Here is a 16,685-nt window from a genome sequence, read left to right as displayed (position 1 = left end):
GGAAGCTAAGCCTCACAGCGCCGATGGTACTGCAGGGGGGACCCTGTGGGAGAGTAGGACGCCGCCGAACTAATTTTGATAAAGCCTCAGCCCCCGGACATTGTTCGGGGGCTGAGGCTTTTCTGCGTTGTGGCCGTTTACAGTTCGAGGTATGCGCTACGACCTGGTGATCTTCGACAACGACGGCGTCCTCGTGGACAGTGAGCCGATCTCCAACACCGTCCTCTCGCAGTATCTGACCGAGCTGGGCCATCCCACCACGTACGAGGAGTCCCTCAGGGACTACATGGGGGGAGCCGTGCATCGCGTGCGGGACATCGTGCGGGAGCGGAGCGGGCAGGAGCTGCCGGCAGAGTTCGACGAGACGCTGCACCAGCGGGTGTTCTCGGCTTTCGAGCGGGAGCTCACGCCTGTTGCCGGAGCCGAGGACGTGCTCGGGAAGCTGACCGCCGAGGGTGTCTCGTACTGCGTGGCCTCTTCCGGGAGCCACGACCGGATCCGTGTGGGGCACCGGAAGACCGGCCTCGACCAGTGGTTCGAGGAGGAGTGGATCTTCAGCTCCGAGGACGTGGGGCAGGGCAAGCCGGCGCCGGATCTGTTTCTGCACGCGGCGGAGCGGATGGGGGTCGCGCCGGACCGGTGTGCCGTCGTCGAGGACAGCCCGCTCGGGGTGCAGGCCGCGCAGGACGCGGGGATGGATGTGTACGCGTACACGGCAATGACGCCCTCCGAGCGGCTGGCCGGGGCCAACGCGTACTTCTTCGACATGGGGCAGCTGCTCGAATTGCTTCGCTGATCATCTACCGGTGGGTAGCCCGGGGCCCTACGCTGTGCGGCCATGACAGTTGCGCGATTGCGGCATGGCAGGGTCTCGCTGGCGTTCAGCTTCTTCGTGCAGGGTGTGACCTTTGCGCTGCTCGTGACGCGTATACCGGCGATCCAGGACCGGTACGGGATATCCGACGGGCTGCTGCCCGCCTTTCTTGCCGCTGTGCCGATCCTCGCGGGCGTCGGCAGTGTGGTCACCGAGCATCTGGTGAAGCGGATCGACCCGCGACTTGTACTGCGGTGGTCCCAACCGGTGGTGCTTCTTGCGCTGCTCGGGGTGGGGGCCGGCAGCGAATTGTGGGAAGTCGCGCTGTCGCTCGCGGCGTTCGGACTCGCCGTCGGTGCGCTCGATGCCTCGATGAACATGATCGGGGTGAGTCTGCAGCGGGCGTACGGGCGGAGCATCATGCTCGGGTTCCACGCCGCGTACAGCCTCGGCGGGATCGCGGGGGCCTCGCTGGCCTGGGCCGGGGCCCACTGGGATCTTTCCCTGTTCGTCTCGTATCTGCCGGTGGTGGCGGTGCTTGTGCCGGCGGCGCTGGTCGGGAGCCGGTGGTACGCGCGGGGCGGGATCGCCGCGGAGCAGGAGCAGGAGCGGGCCAAGGGGGGCGCCCAGCCTGTGGTGTTCAAGGCGCTGCTGCCGCTGTGTCTGGTGATGACCTTCGCGTACATCGGGGACTCGACCGTCTCCAACTGGAGCGCGAAGTATCTCGAAGACGTGCTCGGCAGCTCGGACGAGGTGGCGACGGTTCCGTACAACGTCTACATGGTCACGACGCTGATCGGGCGGACTCTGGGGGACTTCGGGGTGCGGCGGTACGGTGCGGTGGCCGTGGTGCGGTTCGGGACGGTGCTCGCGGCGCTCGGGTTCGCGGTGGTGGCCGCGGCGCCCGGGGCCTGGATCGGCATCGCCGGGTTCACGCTGCTCGGGTTCGGGCTGTGTGTGCTCGTGCCGCAGACCTTCGCGGCCGCGGGGCGGATGTTCCCCGGGGCGTCGGACACCGCGATCGCGCGGCTCAACATCTTCAACTACGTGGGATTCCTGATCGGTTCGCCGCTTGTCGGTGCGCTCGGGGACGCCTGGAGCTACCGCGGGGCGATGCTCGTGCCGATGGCTCTGGTGCTGCTCACCCTGGTGTACGCCCGCTCCTTCGCGGCCGAGGCCGACCGATACGGTGAGGGGCATGAGCGGCCGCGCGCAGTTGATGTGGGATGACGCAGTCACGGGATACGACTTCGGGCCCGAGCACCCGATGGACCCCGTAAGGCTCGCCCTGACCAGGAAGCTGATCGGTGCCTTCGGCCTGGACCGGGAGATCGAGGTCGTGGCCGCGCAGGCCGCGGGGGACTCGACGCTGCAGCTGGTGCACCGTGAGGACTACATCGCGGCGGTGAAGGCCGCGTCGGCCGATCCGGATGCGGCCGACACCTCGTACGGGATCGGGACCATCGACGATCCGGCCTTCCGGAGGATGCATGAGGTCTCGGCGCTGATCGCCGGGCAGTCCGTGGCCGCGGCCGAGGCGATCTGGCGCGGTGACGTGGCGCATGCCGTGAACTTCGCGGGCGGGCTGCACCATGCGATGCCGGGCGGTGCCGCGGGTTTCTGCATCTACAACGACGCTTCGCTCGCGATCGCGCGGCTGCTCGAGCTGGGTGCGGAGCGGGTCGCGTACATCGATGTGGACGTGCATCACGGGGACGGGGTGCAGGCCGCGTTCTGGGAGGATCCGCGCGTACTGACGATCTCCCTGCACGAGCATCCGCGGACGCTCTTCCCGCAGACCGGCTGGCCCGAGGAGACCGGGGCGGGGGACGGCGAGGGCAGTGCGGTGAACGTGGCCCTGCCGGCCGGGACCAGTGACGCGGGGTGGCTGCGGGCCTTCCACGCCGTGGTGCCCGAGCTGATCGAGGACTTCCGGCCGCAGGTGCTCGTCACGCAGCACGGGGCCGATACGCACTTCGAGGATCCGCTCGCGCATCTCGCGATCTCCCTGGACGCCCAGCGGATGGTGCAGGAGGCCTGTCATGACCTCGCGCATCAGTATGCGGACGGGCGGTGGCTCGCGCTCGGGGGCGGGGGATACGCGATCGTGGACGTGGTGCCGCGGTCCTGGACCCATCTGACGGCGATCGCGGCCGGGAGGCCGGTCGAGCCGACGGCCGAGGTGCCCGAGGAGTGGCGGCATGAGGTCTTCGCGCGGACCCGGCAGTCGGCGCCGCGGCGGATGACGGACGGGCGGACGCCCAAGTGGCTTGACTGGTCGGCGGGTTACGACCCCGCCGACCGGCTCGACCAGACGATTCTGGCCACACGGCGGGCGGTGTTTCCGCAGCGGGGGCTGTTGGCGTGAGGGGCGGGCTGCCTGCGCGAGGGTAAGCGTTGTTAGCCCAACTGTGGGGCATTTACTGGGTTTTGGGGCCTTGGCGCGGTCAAGTGCGCCACCATCAAGGCGTGTTGAGCCCCGGCGCCTTGCGTGCGCATCTTCTGGCGGCCCGGCTCGCCGGTCCCGTCGCCACCTCGCGTGAACAATCGCTGCACAGCTATCGGCTGTTCGCGGCCCGAGACCCCAGAATGCTGCTCGGGCTCGATCCCGAAGGGGCCTGGGGTGCGCGGGACTTGCTGGCCCTCATGGCGGACAAGTGCGGGGTGTCCCCGGATCCCTCGGTGCACGAGGGGCCCGATGTCATCGACCCGGACCGCACGCTCGCGGCCCTGGACGCCTTCGCGGGGCGGCTCGCGGCGGCTGCGGAGAGTGGCGTCCCGGTGCTTGTCGGGACCGGCCATCCGCACCGACTGCTCGGGTTCTACGGCGCGTTGGCAGACGCTCTGTCGGCGGTGGGATGTACTGTCCTCACCCCTGCGCAGGGTTGCTCTGTCGACATAACGACTCGGTTTGGTCTACGCACGTACAACCTTGATTACGTACGAGGAGTCGCGCTGGTGCGCGCGGAGGGCGCGGGGCGTGAGCCGGGCGCACATTCCCACTCACCGCTCCCGGTTCGGACCGCGCTCGGGGCCGCCGCGGCCGCCGGCGGGCCGCTGCCCGGGCTGGTCATCGGGGACCACGGATGGGTCTGCGGTGCAGGTCAGCTGGGAATTGAGGCGATCGGCCTGGCAGATACGGATGATCCGGCGCTGTTCGTCGGAGAGGCCGAGGGGCGGGTGTCCGTCGCCGTTCCGCTTGATGACGCTGTGCGGTCTGATTACTACCGACCGCTTACTCGCTACGTACTCAATCGGGCGGGTCTGTCACAGTAGAGGGCCGATCGCAGCACCTCTTCCCCACTCGCACCACCCGCCCCTACTCTGGGGAGTGAGCGCATGGCGACGAGGAGTCACCGGAAGGGGAAGCCGGTGCCCGTCCATGTGCGGAAGGTTCAGGTGTGTCATGGCTGCTGACCAAAGGCCTCTTTCCGAGGTGGCGTTCCTGACCGTGGCGGAAGTCGCCTCGGTGATGCGCGTATCGAAGATGACCGTGTACCGCTTGGTGCACAGCGGTCATCTGCCCGCGATCCGGGTGGGGAGGTCCTTCCGAGTCCCGGAGAACGCGGTTCACGAGTACCTTCGCGATTCCTATGTGGGGGTGGAGACGGCCTGATCGAGCCCTCGCGGGAACCTCGATTACGGGCTTCGAGCTCGGGCGGGTAGGCTTGGCCCTCGTAGGTCGTGTGGGCCTAGTCTGCCCCGCACCGTGTGAAGAGAAGTGAGCGAGGGTAGTCGTGGGCTCTGTTATCAAGAAGCGGCGTAAGCGGATGGCCAAGAAGAAGCACCGCAAGCTGCTCAAGCGCACTCGCGTCCAGCGTCGCAACAAGAAGTAAGCGACCGCTGGAACAGCGCTCTGTGGCCCTCCCACCGTCCCGGTGGGAGGGCCACAGCCGTTTTCCGGCCCGTCTCCCTGGCCGCTTCCGTGTCCGTGGCCGCATCTGTGTCGGTGGTCACTTCGCACATCGCACGGTCATCACAGCGCAACACCGACCCGATACGGTGGCGAAGGCGCGGCGTACGACGGTTCTACGGACTGTTCACGGGGAAGGCAGGAGCTGATCTTGGGCAAGGTCGTGCTCGTCACCGGGGTGGCCCGGCAGCTCGGCGGTCGTTTCGTACGGCGGATCCAGCGCGACCCCGAGGTGGACCGGGTGATCGCCGTGGACGCACAGGCGCCCGAGCACCATCTGGGCGGCGCCGAGTTCCTGCAGGCCGACATCCGCCAGCCCGCGATCGCGCGGGTGCTCGCCGAGCACGCCGTGGACACCGTGGTGCACATGGATGTGTCCGGCACCGCGCTCGGCGGGGGCAGCCGGGGCGCGGTCAAGGAGACCAACGTCATCGGCACCATGCAGCTGCTCGGTGCCTGCCAGAAGTCGCCCACGGTCAAGCGGCTCGTGGTCAAGTCCTCGACGAATGTGTACGGTTCGGCGCCGCGCGATCCGGCCGTGTTCACCGAGACCACCCCGCCCAAGTCGCTGCCCAGCGGTGGCTTCGCGAAGGACGCGGTCGAGGTCGAGGGCTACGTACGGGGCTTCGCCCGGCGCAGGCCCGATGTGGCCGTCTGCGTCCTGCGTTTCGCGAACATCCTCGGGCCGACGGCGGACACCCCGCTCGCCGAGTACTTCTCGCTGCCCGTCCTGCCGACCGTGTTCGGCTACGACCCCCGGCTGCAGTTCGTGCACGAGGACGATGTGATCGAGGTGCTCCGTATCGCCTCGCACGAACCGGAGCGCGGCACGCTCAACAGCGGGACCTTCAACGTCGCCGGCGAAGGGGTGCTGCTGCTCTCGCAGTGCTCGCGCCGGCTCGGCCGCCCGACCGTCCCCGTCCTGCTGCCCGCCGTCACCTGGGCGGGCAGCGCGCTGCGCACCGTGGGGCTCACGGACTTCTCGCCGGAGCAGGTGAGGCTGCTCACGCACGGCAGGGTCGTCTCGACGGTGCAGATGCGCGAGACACTGGGATTCAGGCCGAAGTACACCACCGCGGAGGCCTTCGCGGACTTCGCGAGCAGCCGCGGGCCCGGACTGCTGCCGCCCCAGGTCCTGGCCGAGGCGGTCGACCGGATCGCCGGCCTGGCCGTCGCGGGCGGCGACGCAGAGCACCCGACGCAGAGCGCCAACTGAGGAGCGCAGGAGCAATGGCGGACGCCAAGGTCATTCCGTTCGACGACGACCGGTCGCGCGGCGGCGCCAAGGGCCCGGCGCGACGCCGCGGCCGGCGGTCCGGTGCGGGGTCGGGGCCGGTTGCCGGCCCGGGCGAGCCTGTCGCCGTACGGGAGGCGCGTGGGCCCTCCGAGCGGCCGGCCGGTGTGCAGGCGGTGCCAGCCTCCGCCGAGCCGCCTGCCGCCCAGGAGCAGCCGCAGACGCCCGCACAGACCGGCGGTGGCGGCGGCTGGGAGCGGCGGATCGCGGGCGGGCTGCAGTTTCTGCGGCGGCGGATCACCGGTGACTACGAGGTCGACGAGTTCGGTTACGACAAGGAGCTCACCGACCAGGTCCTGATGTCGATGCTGCGGCCCGTGTACGAGAAGTACTTCCGGGTCGAGGTGAAGGGGATCGAGAACATCCCCGCGGACGGCGGTGCGCTGATCGTCGCGAACCACTCGGGGACCCTGCCGCTCGACGGTCTGATGCTCCAGGTCGCGGTGCACGACAACCATCCGCACCACCGTCATCTGCGACTGCTCGCCGCCGACCTGGTGTTCATGCTGCCCGTGGTGAACGAGCTGGCCCGCAAGGCCGGTCATACGCTGGCGTGTGCGGAGGACGCCCAACGGCTGCTCGAAGGCGGCGAGTTGGTGGGTGTGATGCCCGAGGGCTTCAAGGGCATCGGGAAGCCGTTCAGCGAGCGGTACAAGCTGCAGCGGTTCGGGCGGGGCGGGTTCGTGTCGACCGCGCTGCGCGCCGGGACGCCGATCATTCCGTGCTCGATCGTCGGCGCCGAGGAGATCTACCCGATGATCGGGAACGCGAAGACGCTGGCGCGGCTGCTCGGGTTTCCGTACTTCCCGATCACGCCGACGTTTCCGTGGCTCGGGCCGCTGGGGGCGGTGCCGTTGCCCACGAAGTGGACCATCCAGTTCGGGGAGCCGATCCCGACGGACGGGTATCCGCCGGAGGCGGCCGAGGATCCGATGCTGATGTTCAATCTGACGGATCAGGTGCGGGAGCAGATACAGCACACGCTGTACAAGCTGCTGGTGCAGCGCCGGTCGGTGTTCTTCTGACGGTTGCGTTCGGGCTGGGGGTGGGTGGCGCCTGCGGCGGGCTTTTCTCCCCGCCCCGCCCCTTCCCGAAACCGGAGGCTCCGCCCCCGGACCCCCGCACCCGAACTCCGTTCGGATCTGCTCAAGCGCCGCAGGGGCTGAAAAGGGGGCGCTCCCTTCGCAGGGAGCGCCCCACCATCATGCGACCTGCTACTCCGCGTCCTCGCCATCGATGCCGAGGCCCGGAAGGAGGCCCGGCAGGAGCGGAGGCAGGGTGATGTCGGGCTCGGGCGTCTGGCTGCCCTTGCCGGAGGGGCTGGGGCTGGTGTTCTCCGTGGGCGGGTCGAGCAGACCGCCGGTGGAGCCGCCGAGCAGCCCTTCGCTCTCCTCGCCCGAGCTGGGCGGGGACTTGGGCTTGCTGTCGCCGCTCGGCTGACCGCCCTGGGTGCCGGCCGTGCTGGGCGTCGAGCGCTCGCTGCTGCCGCCCGTCCTGCCGTTGTCCGTGCTCCGGCCGGGCTTGTCGGAGCCGCCGCCGGTCTGGGGCGGTGTGGGCAGCAGCGACTGCAGCGGGCCGACCTCGTCCTCTATGGCGTCGAAGACCGATGTCACTTCGTCACCGACGTCGCCCAGCTGCGGGGGCAGCACATTGCGCAGCGCGCTCCAACTGTCGCGGTGCGACTGGGAGAAGGACGACAGCGCCTGGATGGGTCCGAGCGACCCGTCCCGCGCATAGGCCTCGCTCAGAAGGCGGTGGCCTTCCGAGGCGTCGTGCTTCATCCCGTTCAGTGCGCGCCTGACCTCGCCCACCGACTCGTGGTCCAGGGCTCCGGCGCGGCCGCGCTCCATCAGGCGGCGCGCCTCGAACAGGCGGGTCGAGGCCTGGTCGAGATAGAGCTCGCCGCGGGAGGAGTCATTGTCGGCGAGGCCGAGCTTGAAGTCCTCCATGCCGCGCTTGAGACCGTAGAGCGAGTCGCCGGGCAGGGCGTCGGAGCTGGCAGCGGCCACACCGCTGAAGGCTCCGGCGGCCACACCGACCGTGAGCCCGCCCGCGGCGATGCCCTTGGACAGGCGTGAGCGCGGCCGGAACTTCCCGATGGGGCTTGCCCGGTGGGCGCCCTTGCGGGAGCGCTGCTCCGGTACGTCCGCTCCGCCGCCCGCGAACATGGCCTCCATGGCGGCCACGAGCTGTGCGCGCTGCACAACTTTGACCTCGGGGTCCATCTCCGGCTTGGGCAGCTCGGCGAGCCCGTCCGCCAGGGCCAACATGCGGCCCTGCTCGGTCAGTTCGGACTGGTCAGTCGCGTGCGACTGCTGTGCGGCCGCCGTGCCCTGGTCGGACTGATCCTCCAGGGCCTGGGCGAAGGCGTTCGCCCGCCGGTGTGCCGAGACATTCGCGATCACTGGCGGCACCTCCTCTCGTCAAGACGTCCGACTCCCCAGGGGGTCCTGAGGGTTGCACGCCGACCGGCCGTCCACTCCAACGAGTGAGCGGGGGCGGTCCGGCTGCGACCACAGGGAGCCTGCATCCCGCACAACGACCGTCGCGGCACTTGGGTTACGGACGAAAGATGATCGGACCGCTGTCTCTTCGCGTGAAGCATCGGCTCGTCACAAGGGGTGAGTGGGAAGTTACAGGCCGTGGGAATTCCACGCTGGAAAGAGGCTGCCGGCGGAGGTGGGGGGAAGGTGGCGCTCAGCGCGCGTCTTCCGGCAGCAGGCGGGCGAGGGTGCGGACGGCCCGGTACTGGAGGGTCTTGATCGCGCCCTCGTTCTTGTTCATGACGCGCGCGGTCTCGGCGACCGAAAGCCCCTGCAGGAAGCGCAGCGTCACGCATTCCTGCTGCTGCGGGTTGAGGCGGCGGACGGCGTCGAGCAGCGCCGCGTTGGAGAGGGACTCCAGGACGGAGTCCTCCGGGCTGCGCTCCACCTCATTGGCGTCCAGCATCTCGCCGGTGGTGACCTCGAGCCGGAAGCGGCTGGACTTGAAGTGGTCGGCCACCAGGTTGCGCGCGATCGTCACGAGCCAGGCGCCGAAGTCGCGGCCCTGCCAGGTGAAGGTGCCGATACGGCGCAGGGCGCGCAGGAAGGTCTCGCTGGTGAGGTCCTCGGCGGTCGCCTTGCCGCCGACTCGGTAGTAGATGTACCGGTACACGGTGTCGCTGTACTGGTCGTAGAGGCGGCCGAACGCGTCGGCCTCCCCGGACTGTGCGCGTTCGACGAGCTCCATCATGCGGGCGCTGTCACTGTCCGCCGCGGGACGGCGTGCGGTGGTGGCGGGGGCGCTTGTGCTGCGCCCTCGTCTGCCGACAGCGGCGGTGCTGCCCTCGGCCAGGGCATAACAGGGGCCGGCCGGGCCGCTTGCTACAGCGACCGGCACGGCGAATGCGGGGACGGCGTACGCGGTGGGGACGAAGCCGCGCAAGTGGTCCAGTTGTGCAAGGACCGTTGCGCGCAGCGTAGCCAGGCCCGAGGCGTCAACCCCGACGTGTGGGTACACGGGACTCCCAGAGGCAGAGCTTCCATCACGTGCAGTGCGGGACCGTTCACCCGTCGTGACGAATGGCTGGTCCTTGATGCGTCTGAGGAGAATAACGCTTCGTACAGGCAGCGCTACACCCAGTTGCTCAAATCATCGGTTCCGTCTCTTCTGTTACGCAGTCCAGGCGGTTCAAGTACCGCTGAGTGACCGGTTATTGATCAGATGAGACCGTGATCTGTCTTTGCGCAGGGTGTGTTGTGGTCACTTTCCGCGAGCTCACGTCAAGAGGACTGGCGGGAGCGGTGCGCGGGTAAGAGATACGGATTGCCGGTGTGGCGTCGCGTAACGCGGTGCTGACCCCGTGATTGCTCAGCGGCGACGGCGGTGCACGGCGATCGCGGCGGCCGTGCCGCCCGCCAGGGCGCCGACGCCGGCCGCGGCCGGGATGCCCACCTTGGCCGCCTTGCGGCCGGTGCGGTAATCGCGAAGTCGCCAGTCCCGTTCGCGTGCGTGCTTGCGCAGTTTGCTGTCGGGATTGATCGCGTACGGATGTCCTACGAGCGACAGCATCGGGATGTCGTTGTGCGAGTCGCTGTACGCGGCGCAGCGGGCGAGGTCCAGGTCCTCGGCGGCGGCGAGGGCGCGTACGGCCTCGGCCTTGGCGGGGCCGTGCAGGGGCTCGCCGACCAGCTTGCCGGTGTAGATGCCGTCGACGGACTCCGCGACCGTGCCCAGGGCGCCGGTCAGACCGAGGCGGCGGGCGATCACGGTGGCGATCTCGACGGGGGCGGCCGTGACGAGCCAGACCTTCTGGCCCGCGTCGAGGTGGGCCTGGGCGAGCGCGCGGGTGCCGGGCCAGATGCGCTCGGCCATGTACTCGTCGTAGATCTCCTCGCCGATGGACATCAGCTCGGAGACGCGGTGGCCCTTGACGATGGACAGGGCGCTGTCGCGGGCGTCCTGCATGTGCTCGGGGTCCTCGACCCCGGCGAGCCGGAACCAGGCCTGCTGCCAGGCGAAGCGGGTGAGCTCGCGGCGCTGGAAGAACTTCCGCTTGTACAGGCCGCGGCCGAAGTGGAAGATCGCGGCGCCCTGCATGACGGTGTTGTCCAGGTCGAAGAAGGCCGCGGCCTTGTCGTCGCCCTCGACCGGGAACGGCGGCTCCTCGGCGTCCTTGGCCTTCGCCTGGTCCTGCTCGTAACTCTCCTGCAGTTCCTGCTCGGATTTACGTGCGGCCTCGGCCGAGGCCTCGCCAGCCAGGACGCTGCGCGCGGTGGCGGAGCGCCTACGGGGGGTGAGCCATCCCAGAGCGGCCATGTCGTGAGCATAGCCATTTCGGGCGCGGATCCCGGGGTCGGGCGGGTTCGGAGGCTGTGAACAGTCCGCAACCGCGGCGTTAAGGGGGCGACCTTGGGTGGTCGCCGGGCGGGGGCGGGCAAGGGCGCCGGCGGGAGCAGAATGAAGGCATGAGCCCACTGTTTCGGCGGTCCGCGAAGAAGAATCCGGCCGAGAGCACCGTCACCTTGATCGGCAAGCCCGGCTGTCATCTGTGCGAGGTGGCGGAGGAGGAGATCAGGAAGGTCTGCGCCGAGACCGGGGCCTCGCTCGAGAAGCAGGACATCACCCAGGACGCGGAGCTGCACCGTAAGTACTGGGAGCAGATCCCGGTGATCCTCGTCGACGGGGAGCAGCACGACTTCTGGAAGGTGGACCCGGACCGGCTGCGCCGTGCGCTAGGGGCATAAGTCCCCGCGTGCGCCGGGGAAGGGCGTGCACGACTGCGTAAAGAGCCCGGAAAGTCCTTTAGGATCGGGGGCGGTTTGGTCTCGGGGGCGAGGAATCGTGAGGAGTGTGTACGGTTTTGCCCCCGTTCTGTTTGCCGAGTCCTGGCCACAGGGTTGGTTCCGCGCCAGCGCATAACTCACGCGTGACGCCGGTCACTCTGGCCGGGCAAATCGGACACCACCTTTGTGCACGCGTTCACAAAGACATAGCCTGCATTCGACGGGGCGGTCCAGGGACAAGAGACCGCCTGCAGCCCCGCTCTACCCGCAGGAGCACCGTGGCAACTGGCCGAACTCACCGACCGGCGACCCGCAGCCGAGGGATTCCCGAGGCCACCGTCGCCAGGCTTCCGCTGTATCTGCGCGCCCTGACCGGCCTTTCGGAGCGCTCCGTACCCACGGTCTCCTCCGAGGAGCTCGCGGCCGCCGCGGGGGTCAACTCCGCGAAGCTGCGCAAGGACTTCTCGTATCTCGGCTCGTACGGCACCCGTGGTGTCGGGTACGACGTCGAGTACCTCGTCTACCAGATCTCACGCGAGCTGGGCCTCACGCAGGACTGGCCCGTCGTGATCGTCGGTATCGGTAACCTCGGTGCCGCTCTTGCCAATTACGGCGGTTTCGCGTCCCGCGGCTTCCGTGTGGCCGCGCTGATCGACGCCGATCCCGCGATGGCCGGCAAGCCCGTCGCCGGGATGCCCGTGCAGCACACCGATGATCTGGAGAAGATCATCGACGACAACGGTGTGTCGATCGGTGTCATCGCGACCCCCGCCGGTGCCGCTCAGCAGGTCTGCGACCGCCTGGTCGCCGCCGGTGTCACCTCCATCCTGAACTTCGCGCCCACCGTGCTCTCGGTGCCCGACGGCGTCGACGTACGCAAGGTCGATCTCTCGATCGAGCTGCAGATCCTGGCCTTCCACGAGCAGCGCAAGGCCGGCGAGGAGTCCGCCGCCGAAGCCGCCGCCGCGCAGCTGCCGCCCGCCGCCCGCGCGGCCGGGGAGCAGGCCGACCGGAAGGGACCCGACGGGGACGTACCCGCCGTGATGCCCGCATGAGTCTTCTCGTCGTCGGCCTCAGCCACCGCAGCGCACCCGTGAGTGTGCTGGAGCGGGCTGCCCTGACCGCGGATGCTCAGATCAAGCTGCTGCAGGACGCGGTGGCGGCCGAGCCCACCGCCGAGGCGGCGGTGCTCGCCACGTGCAACCGGATCGAGCTCTACGCCGACGTGGACAAGTTCCACGCCGGTGTCGCCGAGCTGTCCACGCTGCTCGCGCAGCACTGCGGGGTCGGGCTCGAAGAGCTCACTCCTTATCTTTATGTGCACTACGAGGACCGGGCGGTGCACCACCTGTTCTCGGTGGCCTGCGGGCTCGACTCCATGGTCGTCGGCGAGGGCCAGATCCTCGGCCAGATCAAGGACTCGCTCGCCAAGGCCCAGGAGCAGCACACCGCGGGCCGGCTGCTCAACGACCTTTTCCAGCAGGCCCTTCGGGTCGGCAAGCGCGCACACTCCGAGACCGGGATCGACCGGGCCGGGCAGTCGCTCGTCACCTTCGGTCTGGAGCAGCTCGCCACGGGCCGTCCGGTCGCCGAGTGGGCGGCCGGCAAGCGCGCCCTGGTGATCGGCGCGGGCTCGATGTCCTCGCTCGCCGCGGCCACCCTCGCGCGGCTCGGTGTGGCCGAAGTCGTCGTGGCCAACCGGACGTTCGACCGCGCGGAGCACCTCGCGGAGCTGCTGATCGAGCAGCACCCCGCGCTCGCCGCACGGGCCGTACCGATGGATGCCGTGCCGGATGAGCTGACACGAGTCGACATCGCCGTCTCCTGCACCGGGGCCACGGGCCTGGTGCTCGCCGCCGACGTGATCACCGCCGCGCTCGCCGGTCCCGTTCCGGCCGGTGTCGGCGCGCACGCCGCGCAGGCCTCCGACCTGCGCGCCCCCGACGGCAGCCTCGTCGCACGCCTGGCCGCCGCGGCCGCGCGCGACGGGCGGATCGTCGAGGGTCATGACGTGATGCACGAGGGCCACGAGGCCTGCCCGGTCGGGCTCGACGCCGCCGGGCACGCCGACTCCCTCGATCTGCACGGCAGTTGGGCCGACAATGGCACCGCGCTCGAGCGTGAAGCCGGAGTCGTCCGGAGCAAGGGCGCGCGCCCGGGTGCCGCGCACTCCGGTGTACGGCTCGCGCTGCTCGACCTCGCCATGCCGCGCGACATCGACGCCGCCGTGCACGCGATCGACGGGGTGCACCTCGTCGACATCGAGTCGCTCGCCGAGGCCTCGGCCGACGCCCCGATGGCCGCCGACGTCGACATGGTGCGCACGATAGTGGCCGCCGAAGTCGCCGCGTTCGGCGCCGCACAGCGCGCCGCGCACATCACGCCGACCGTGGTCGCGCTGCGCACCATGGCCGCCGACGTGGTCGACAGCGAGGTGGCCCGCCTGCGCGGCCGCCTGCCCGACCTGGACGAACGGCAGCAGGCCGAGGTCGCACAGACCGTGCGCCGCGTCGTGGACAAGCTCCTGCACGCACCGACCGTGCGGGTCAAGCAGCTCGCCAGCGAGCCCGGCGGCGCCGGGTACGCGGACGCGCTGCGCACTCTGTTCGACCTCGACCCCGAGACGGTGGCAGCCGTGTCGAAGGCCGATACCGCCGACATCAAGAAAAAGGGGCGGGCATGACCCAGAAAGCACTCCGGCTCGGGACAAGGCGCAGCAAGCTCGCCATGGCCCAGTCCGGTCATGTGGCCGACGCCGTACGCCAGCTGACCGGCCGCGAGGTCGAGTTGGTGGAGATCACCACGTACGGGGACACCTCGCGAGAGCACCTCGCGCAGATCGGCGGCACCGGGGTCTTCGTGACCGCGCTGCGCGACGCGCTGCTCGCGGGCGAGGTGGACTTCGCCGTGCACTCGCTCAAGGACCTGCCGACCGCGCAGCCCGACGACCTGGTGGTCGCCGCGATGCCGCGGCGCGAGGACCCGCGCGACGTGCTGATCGCCCGCGACGGCCTGACCTTCACCGAGCTGCCCGAGGGCGCCCGCGTGGGGACCGGATCGCCGCGCAGGATGGCCCAGTTGAACGCGTACGCCCGTAATCACGGCATGCGCATCGAGACCGTGCCGATCCGCGGCAACATCGACACCCGCGTCGGATACGTTCGCAAGGGCGAGCTGGACGCGGTGGTTCTCGCCGCGGCCGGGCTCAGCCGGATCGGGCGCAGCGACGAGGTGACCGACTTCCTGTCGGTCGACACGGTTCTTCCGGCTCCCGGTCAGGGAGCCCTGGCGATCGAGTGCACTGCCGCCAACGCAGACCTCGCCGCCACGCTCGCCGAGCTCGACGACCCGTTCACCCGGGCCGCCGTGACCGCCGAGCGATCCCTGCTCGCCGCCCTGGAGGCCGGCTGCTCCGCACCTGTGGGTGCGCTGGCCGACCTTCTGGCCGACGGACAGGTTGTCAAGGAAATGCGCCTGCGCGGCGTCGTCGGCACGACCGACGGCTCGGCGCTGGTGCAGCTGTCCACCACCGGTCCCGTACCCACCACACACGACCAGGCCATGGCGCTCGGACGCGAACTCGCGGACGAGATGCTGGCCAAGGGTGCGGCCGGTCTGATGGGGGAGCGAGCACATTGAGCCCCACCGCCTCTGAATATCCCGCAGCCCCCGCAACCGGGCACGTCACCTTCCTCGGTGCCGGCCCCGGTGACCCGGGACTGCTGACGCTGCGCGCCGTCGAGGCGCTCGCGATCGCGGACGTGCTGATCGCCGAGCCCGATGTGCTCGAGGTCGTCCGTACGCATGCCCGCGAAGGCGTGGCCGTGCAGGGCACGGCACTGCCTGACGCTGCGGCAACGGACGCCGCTGCGGCTGCTGTTGCGGCCAATCTTGTCATGGCGTCCGCGCGGGGCGGCAAGCGGGTCGTGCGTGCGGTGACCGGTGATCCGGGCCTGGACGCCAACGCCGCCGAGGAGATGCTCGCCTGCGTTTCCGCCGGTATCCCCTTCGAGGTGGTGCCCGGTGTCGCGACCGCGGTCGGCGTGCCCGCGTACGCCGGTGTGCCGCTGCGCGACGGGTCCGGTGCCGACGTGCGGTTCGTCGACGCCCGTACGGCGTCGGAGCGTTGCTGGTCCGAGGTCGGTGCCTCCGACGGCACGGTCGTCGTCTCCACCACCCTGGAGACCGTGGCCGCGGCGGCCGGTGAGCTGGTGTCCGCGGGCCGCAAGCCCGACACCCCGATGACCGTCACCGTCGCCGGTACGACCACGCGCCAGCGCACCTGGAACGCGACGCTCGGTTCGGTCGCCCAGGTCCTCAAGCAGGCCAAGGTGCTGCCCTCGCCCGAGGGGCACCAGCCCGTCATAGCCGTGGTCGGTGAGCGTTCCAGTGCCGCCCGGCGTGAAGAGCTCTCGTGGTTCGAGTCCAAGCCGCTGTTCGGCTGGCGGGTGCTCGTACCGCGGACCAAGGAGCAGGCGGCTTCGCTCTCCGACCAGCTCGTCTCGTACGGCGCCGTGCCGCACGAGGTCCCGACCATCGCCGTCGAACCGCCGCGCACCCCGCAGCAGATGGAGCGCGCGGTCAAGGGCCTGGTCACAGGACGCTACGAGTGGATCGCCTTCACCTCGGTGAACGCGGTCAAGGCCGTACGCGAGAAGTTCGAGGAGTACGGGCTCGACGCGCGTGCCTTCGCCGGGATCAAGGTCGCGGCCGTGGGCGAGCAGACCGCCAAGGCGCTGATCGCCTTCGGCGTGAAGCCCGACCTGGTGCCCTCCGGGGAGCAGTCGGCTGCGGGCCTTCTCGAGGACTGGCCGCCGTACGACCCGGTCTTCGACCCGATCGACCGTGTCTTCCTGCCGCGTGCGGACATCGCCACCGAGACGCTGGTCGCGGGTCTGATCGACCTCGGCTGGGAGGTCGACGACGTCACGGCCTACCGGACCGTACGGGCTTCGCCGCCGCCGGCCGACACCCGTGAGGCGATCAAGGGCGGTGGCTTCGACGCCGTGCTCTTCACGTCCTCGTCGACGGTGCGCAACCTGGTGGGTATCGCGGGCAAGCCGCACAACGTGACGGTGATCGCCTGCATCGGTCCGGCCACGGCCAAGACGGCCGAGGAGCACGGGCTCCGGGTGGACGTGATGGCTCCGGAGCCTTCGGTGCACAAGCTGGCGGAGGCGCTGGCCGAGTTCGGTGCGTCCCGTCGGGCGGCGGCACTTGAGGCCGGTGACCCCGTGACGCGGCCCTCCGAGCGTCGGCCCGGCGCTCGGCGTCGGCGGGTGGCCACGCAGTAGGTTCGTTTGTCGGGTGCGGCGGGGTGGGTGGGATTTTTTCTCCCCCGCCCCGCCCCTTCCCGAAACCGGGGCTCCGCCCCAGACCCCGCATCCGAACTTCGTT

Annotated in this window: 16 protein-coding genes and 1 rRNA gene; 14 read left to right on the top strand and 3 right to left on the bottom strand. The window is 69.9% G+C overall.

Annotation, left to right across the window (positions count from 1 at the left end):
• From rrf to H9Y04_RS39860, 9 genes are all read left to right on the top strand, one after another.
• A 5S ribosomal RNA gene (rrf, locus tag H9Y04_RS48710) occupies nucleotides 1-70 on the top strand; the annotation flags it as partial.
• A gap of 81 nt (nucleotides 71-151) precedes the next feature.
• Nucleotides 152-796, top strand: a complete 645-nt coding sequence (locus tag H9Y04_RS39895) for an HAD family hydrolase (RefSeq protein ID WP_187819123.1) — start codon at nucleotides 152-154, stop codon at nucleotides 794-796.
• 42 nt (nucleotides 797-838) lie between these two features.
• Entirely contained in the window at nucleotides 839-2,044 is a 1,206-nt protein-coding gene (locus H9Y04_RS39890) for an MFS transporter (protein WP_187819122.1), read from the top strand.
• Entirely contained in the window at nucleotides 2,013-3,182 is a 1,170-nt protein-coding gene (locus tag H9Y04_RS39885; protein ID WP_187819121.1) for an acetoin utilization protein AcuC, read from the top strand. The genes H9Y04_RS39890 and H9Y04_RS39885 overlap by 32 nt, the downstream gene beginning before the upstream one ends.
• 101 nt (nucleotides 3,183-3,283) lie before the next feature.
• A complete protein-coding gene (locus tag H9Y04_RS39880; RefSeq protein ID WP_187819120.1) occupies nucleotides 3,284-4,090 on the top strand; it encodes a phosphatase in 807 nt (268 codons plus the stop codon).
• Between the two features lie 130 nt (nucleotides 4,091-4,220).
• The gene (locus H9Y04_RS39875; protein ID WP_176954010.1) at nucleotides 4,221-4,430 is read left to right on the top strand and encodes a helix-turn-helix domain-containing protein; all 210 of its coding nucleotides are present in this window, start codon (nucleotides 4,221-4,223) and stop codon (nucleotides 4,428-4,430) included.
• Between the two features lie 121 nt (nucleotides 4,431-4,551).
• On the top strand, nucleotides 4,552-4,650 hold the full coding sequence (locus H9Y04_RS39870; RefSeq protein WP_003948845.1) for a 30S ribosomal protein bS22: 99 nt from the start codon (nucleotides 4,552-4,554) through the stop codon (nucleotides 4,648-4,650).
• Nucleotides 4,651-4,878: 228 nt separating this feature from the next.
• Nucleotides 4,879-5,943, top strand: coding sequence for an NAD-dependent epimerase/dehydratase family protein (locus H9Y04_RS39865; protein ID WP_187819119.1), 1,065 nt, complete (start codon nucleotides 4,879-4,881; stop codon nucleotides 5,941-5,943).
• A gap of 14 nt (nucleotides 5,944-5,957) precedes the next feature.
• Nucleotides 5,958-7,046 carry a lysophospholipid acyltransferase family protein gene (locus H9Y04_RS39860; RefSeq protein WP_187819118.1) on the top strand — a complete coding sequence of 363 codons (1,089 nt, stop codon included), beginning with the start codon at nucleotides 5,958-5,960 and terminating at the stop codon, nucleotides 7,044-7,046.
• Between the two features lie 189 nt (nucleotides 7,047-7,235).
• On the opposite strand, the gene H9Y04_RS39855 is transcribed toward H9Y04_RS39860, so the two are convergent.
• From H9Y04_RS39855 to H9Y04_RS39845, 3 genes are all read right to left on the bottom strand, one after another.
• Nucleotides 7,236-8,426, bottom strand: coding sequence for a DUF5667 domain-containing protein (locus H9Y04_RS39855; protein ID WP_187819117.1), 1,191 nt, complete (start codon nucleotides 8,424-8,426; stop codon nucleotides 7,236-7,238).
• A gap of 292 nt (nucleotides 8,427-8,718) precedes the next feature.
• Nucleotides 8,719-9,522 (bottom strand): ECF subfamily RNA polymerase sigma factor, BldN family, encoded by an 804-nt coding sequence (locus H9Y04_RS39850; protein WP_187819116.1) that lies wholly within the window; start codon nucleotides 9,520-9,522, stop codon nucleotides 8,719-8,721.
• 351 nt (nucleotides 9,523-9,873) lie between these two features.
• Nucleotides 9,874-10,821 carry an HAD family hydrolase gene (locus H9Y04_RS39845; RefSeq protein ID WP_187819115.1) on the bottom strand — a complete coding sequence of 316 codons (948 nt, stop codon included), beginning with the start codon at nucleotides 10,819-10,821 and terminating at the stop codon, nucleotides 9,874-9,876.
• 149 nt (nucleotides 10,822-10,970) lie between these two features.
• Here H9Y04_RS39845 and H9Y04_RS39840 point away from each other — a divergent pair, with 149 nt between their 5' ends.
• From H9Y04_RS39840 to H9Y04_RS39820, 5 genes are all read left to right on the top strand, one after another.
• Complete coding sequence (locus tag H9Y04_RS39840) at nucleotides 10,971-11,249, top strand: glutaredoxin family protein (protein WP_187819114.1); 279 nt, start codon at nucleotides 10,971-10,973, stop codon at nucleotides 11,247-11,249.
• Between the two features lie 317 nt (nucleotides 11,250-11,566).
• Nucleotides 11,567-12,343, top strand: a complete 777-nt coding sequence (locus H9Y04_RS39835; protein WP_187819113.1) for a redox-sensing transcriptional repressor Rex — start codon at nucleotides 11,567-11,569, stop codon at nucleotides 12,341-12,343.
• Nucleotides 12,340-13,971, top strand: a complete 1,632-nt coding sequence (locus H9Y04_RS39830) for a glutamyl-tRNA reductase (protein WP_187819112.1) — start codon at nucleotides 12,340-12,342, stop codon at nucleotides 13,969-13,971. Before H9Y04_RS39835 ends, H9Y04_RS39830 begins: the two co-directional genes overlap by 4 nt.
• The gene (gene hemC / locus H9Y04_RS39825) at nucleotides 13,968-14,927 is read left to right on the top strand and encodes a hydroxymethylbilane synthase (protein ID WP_187819111.1); all 960 of its coding nucleotides are present in this window, start codon (nucleotides 13,968-13,970) and stop codon (nucleotides 14,925-14,927) included. Before H9Y04_RS39830 ends, hemC begins: the two co-directional genes overlap by 4 nt.
• Nucleotides 14,924-16,582, top strand: a complete 1,659-nt coding sequence (locus tag H9Y04_RS39820; RefSeq protein WP_187819110.1) for a bifunctional uroporphyrinogen-III C-methyltransferase/uroporphyrinogen-III synthase — start codon at nucleotides 14,924-14,926, stop codon at nucleotides 16,580-16,582. Before hemC ends, H9Y04_RS39820 begins: the two co-directional genes overlap by 4 nt.
• The last annotated feature ends 103 nt before the right edge of the window (nucleotides 16,583-16,685 follow it).

The sequence above is a fragment of the Streptomyces polyasparticus genome (genome assembly GCF_014493765.1).
GTDB classification, from domain to species: Bacteria; Actinomycetota; Actinomycetes; order Streptomycetales; family Streptomycetaceae; genus Streptomyces; species Streptomyces polyasparticus.
Note: the sequence above shows the minus strand (reverse complement) of the source record. Positions and strands in the feature narration are given on the sequence as shown.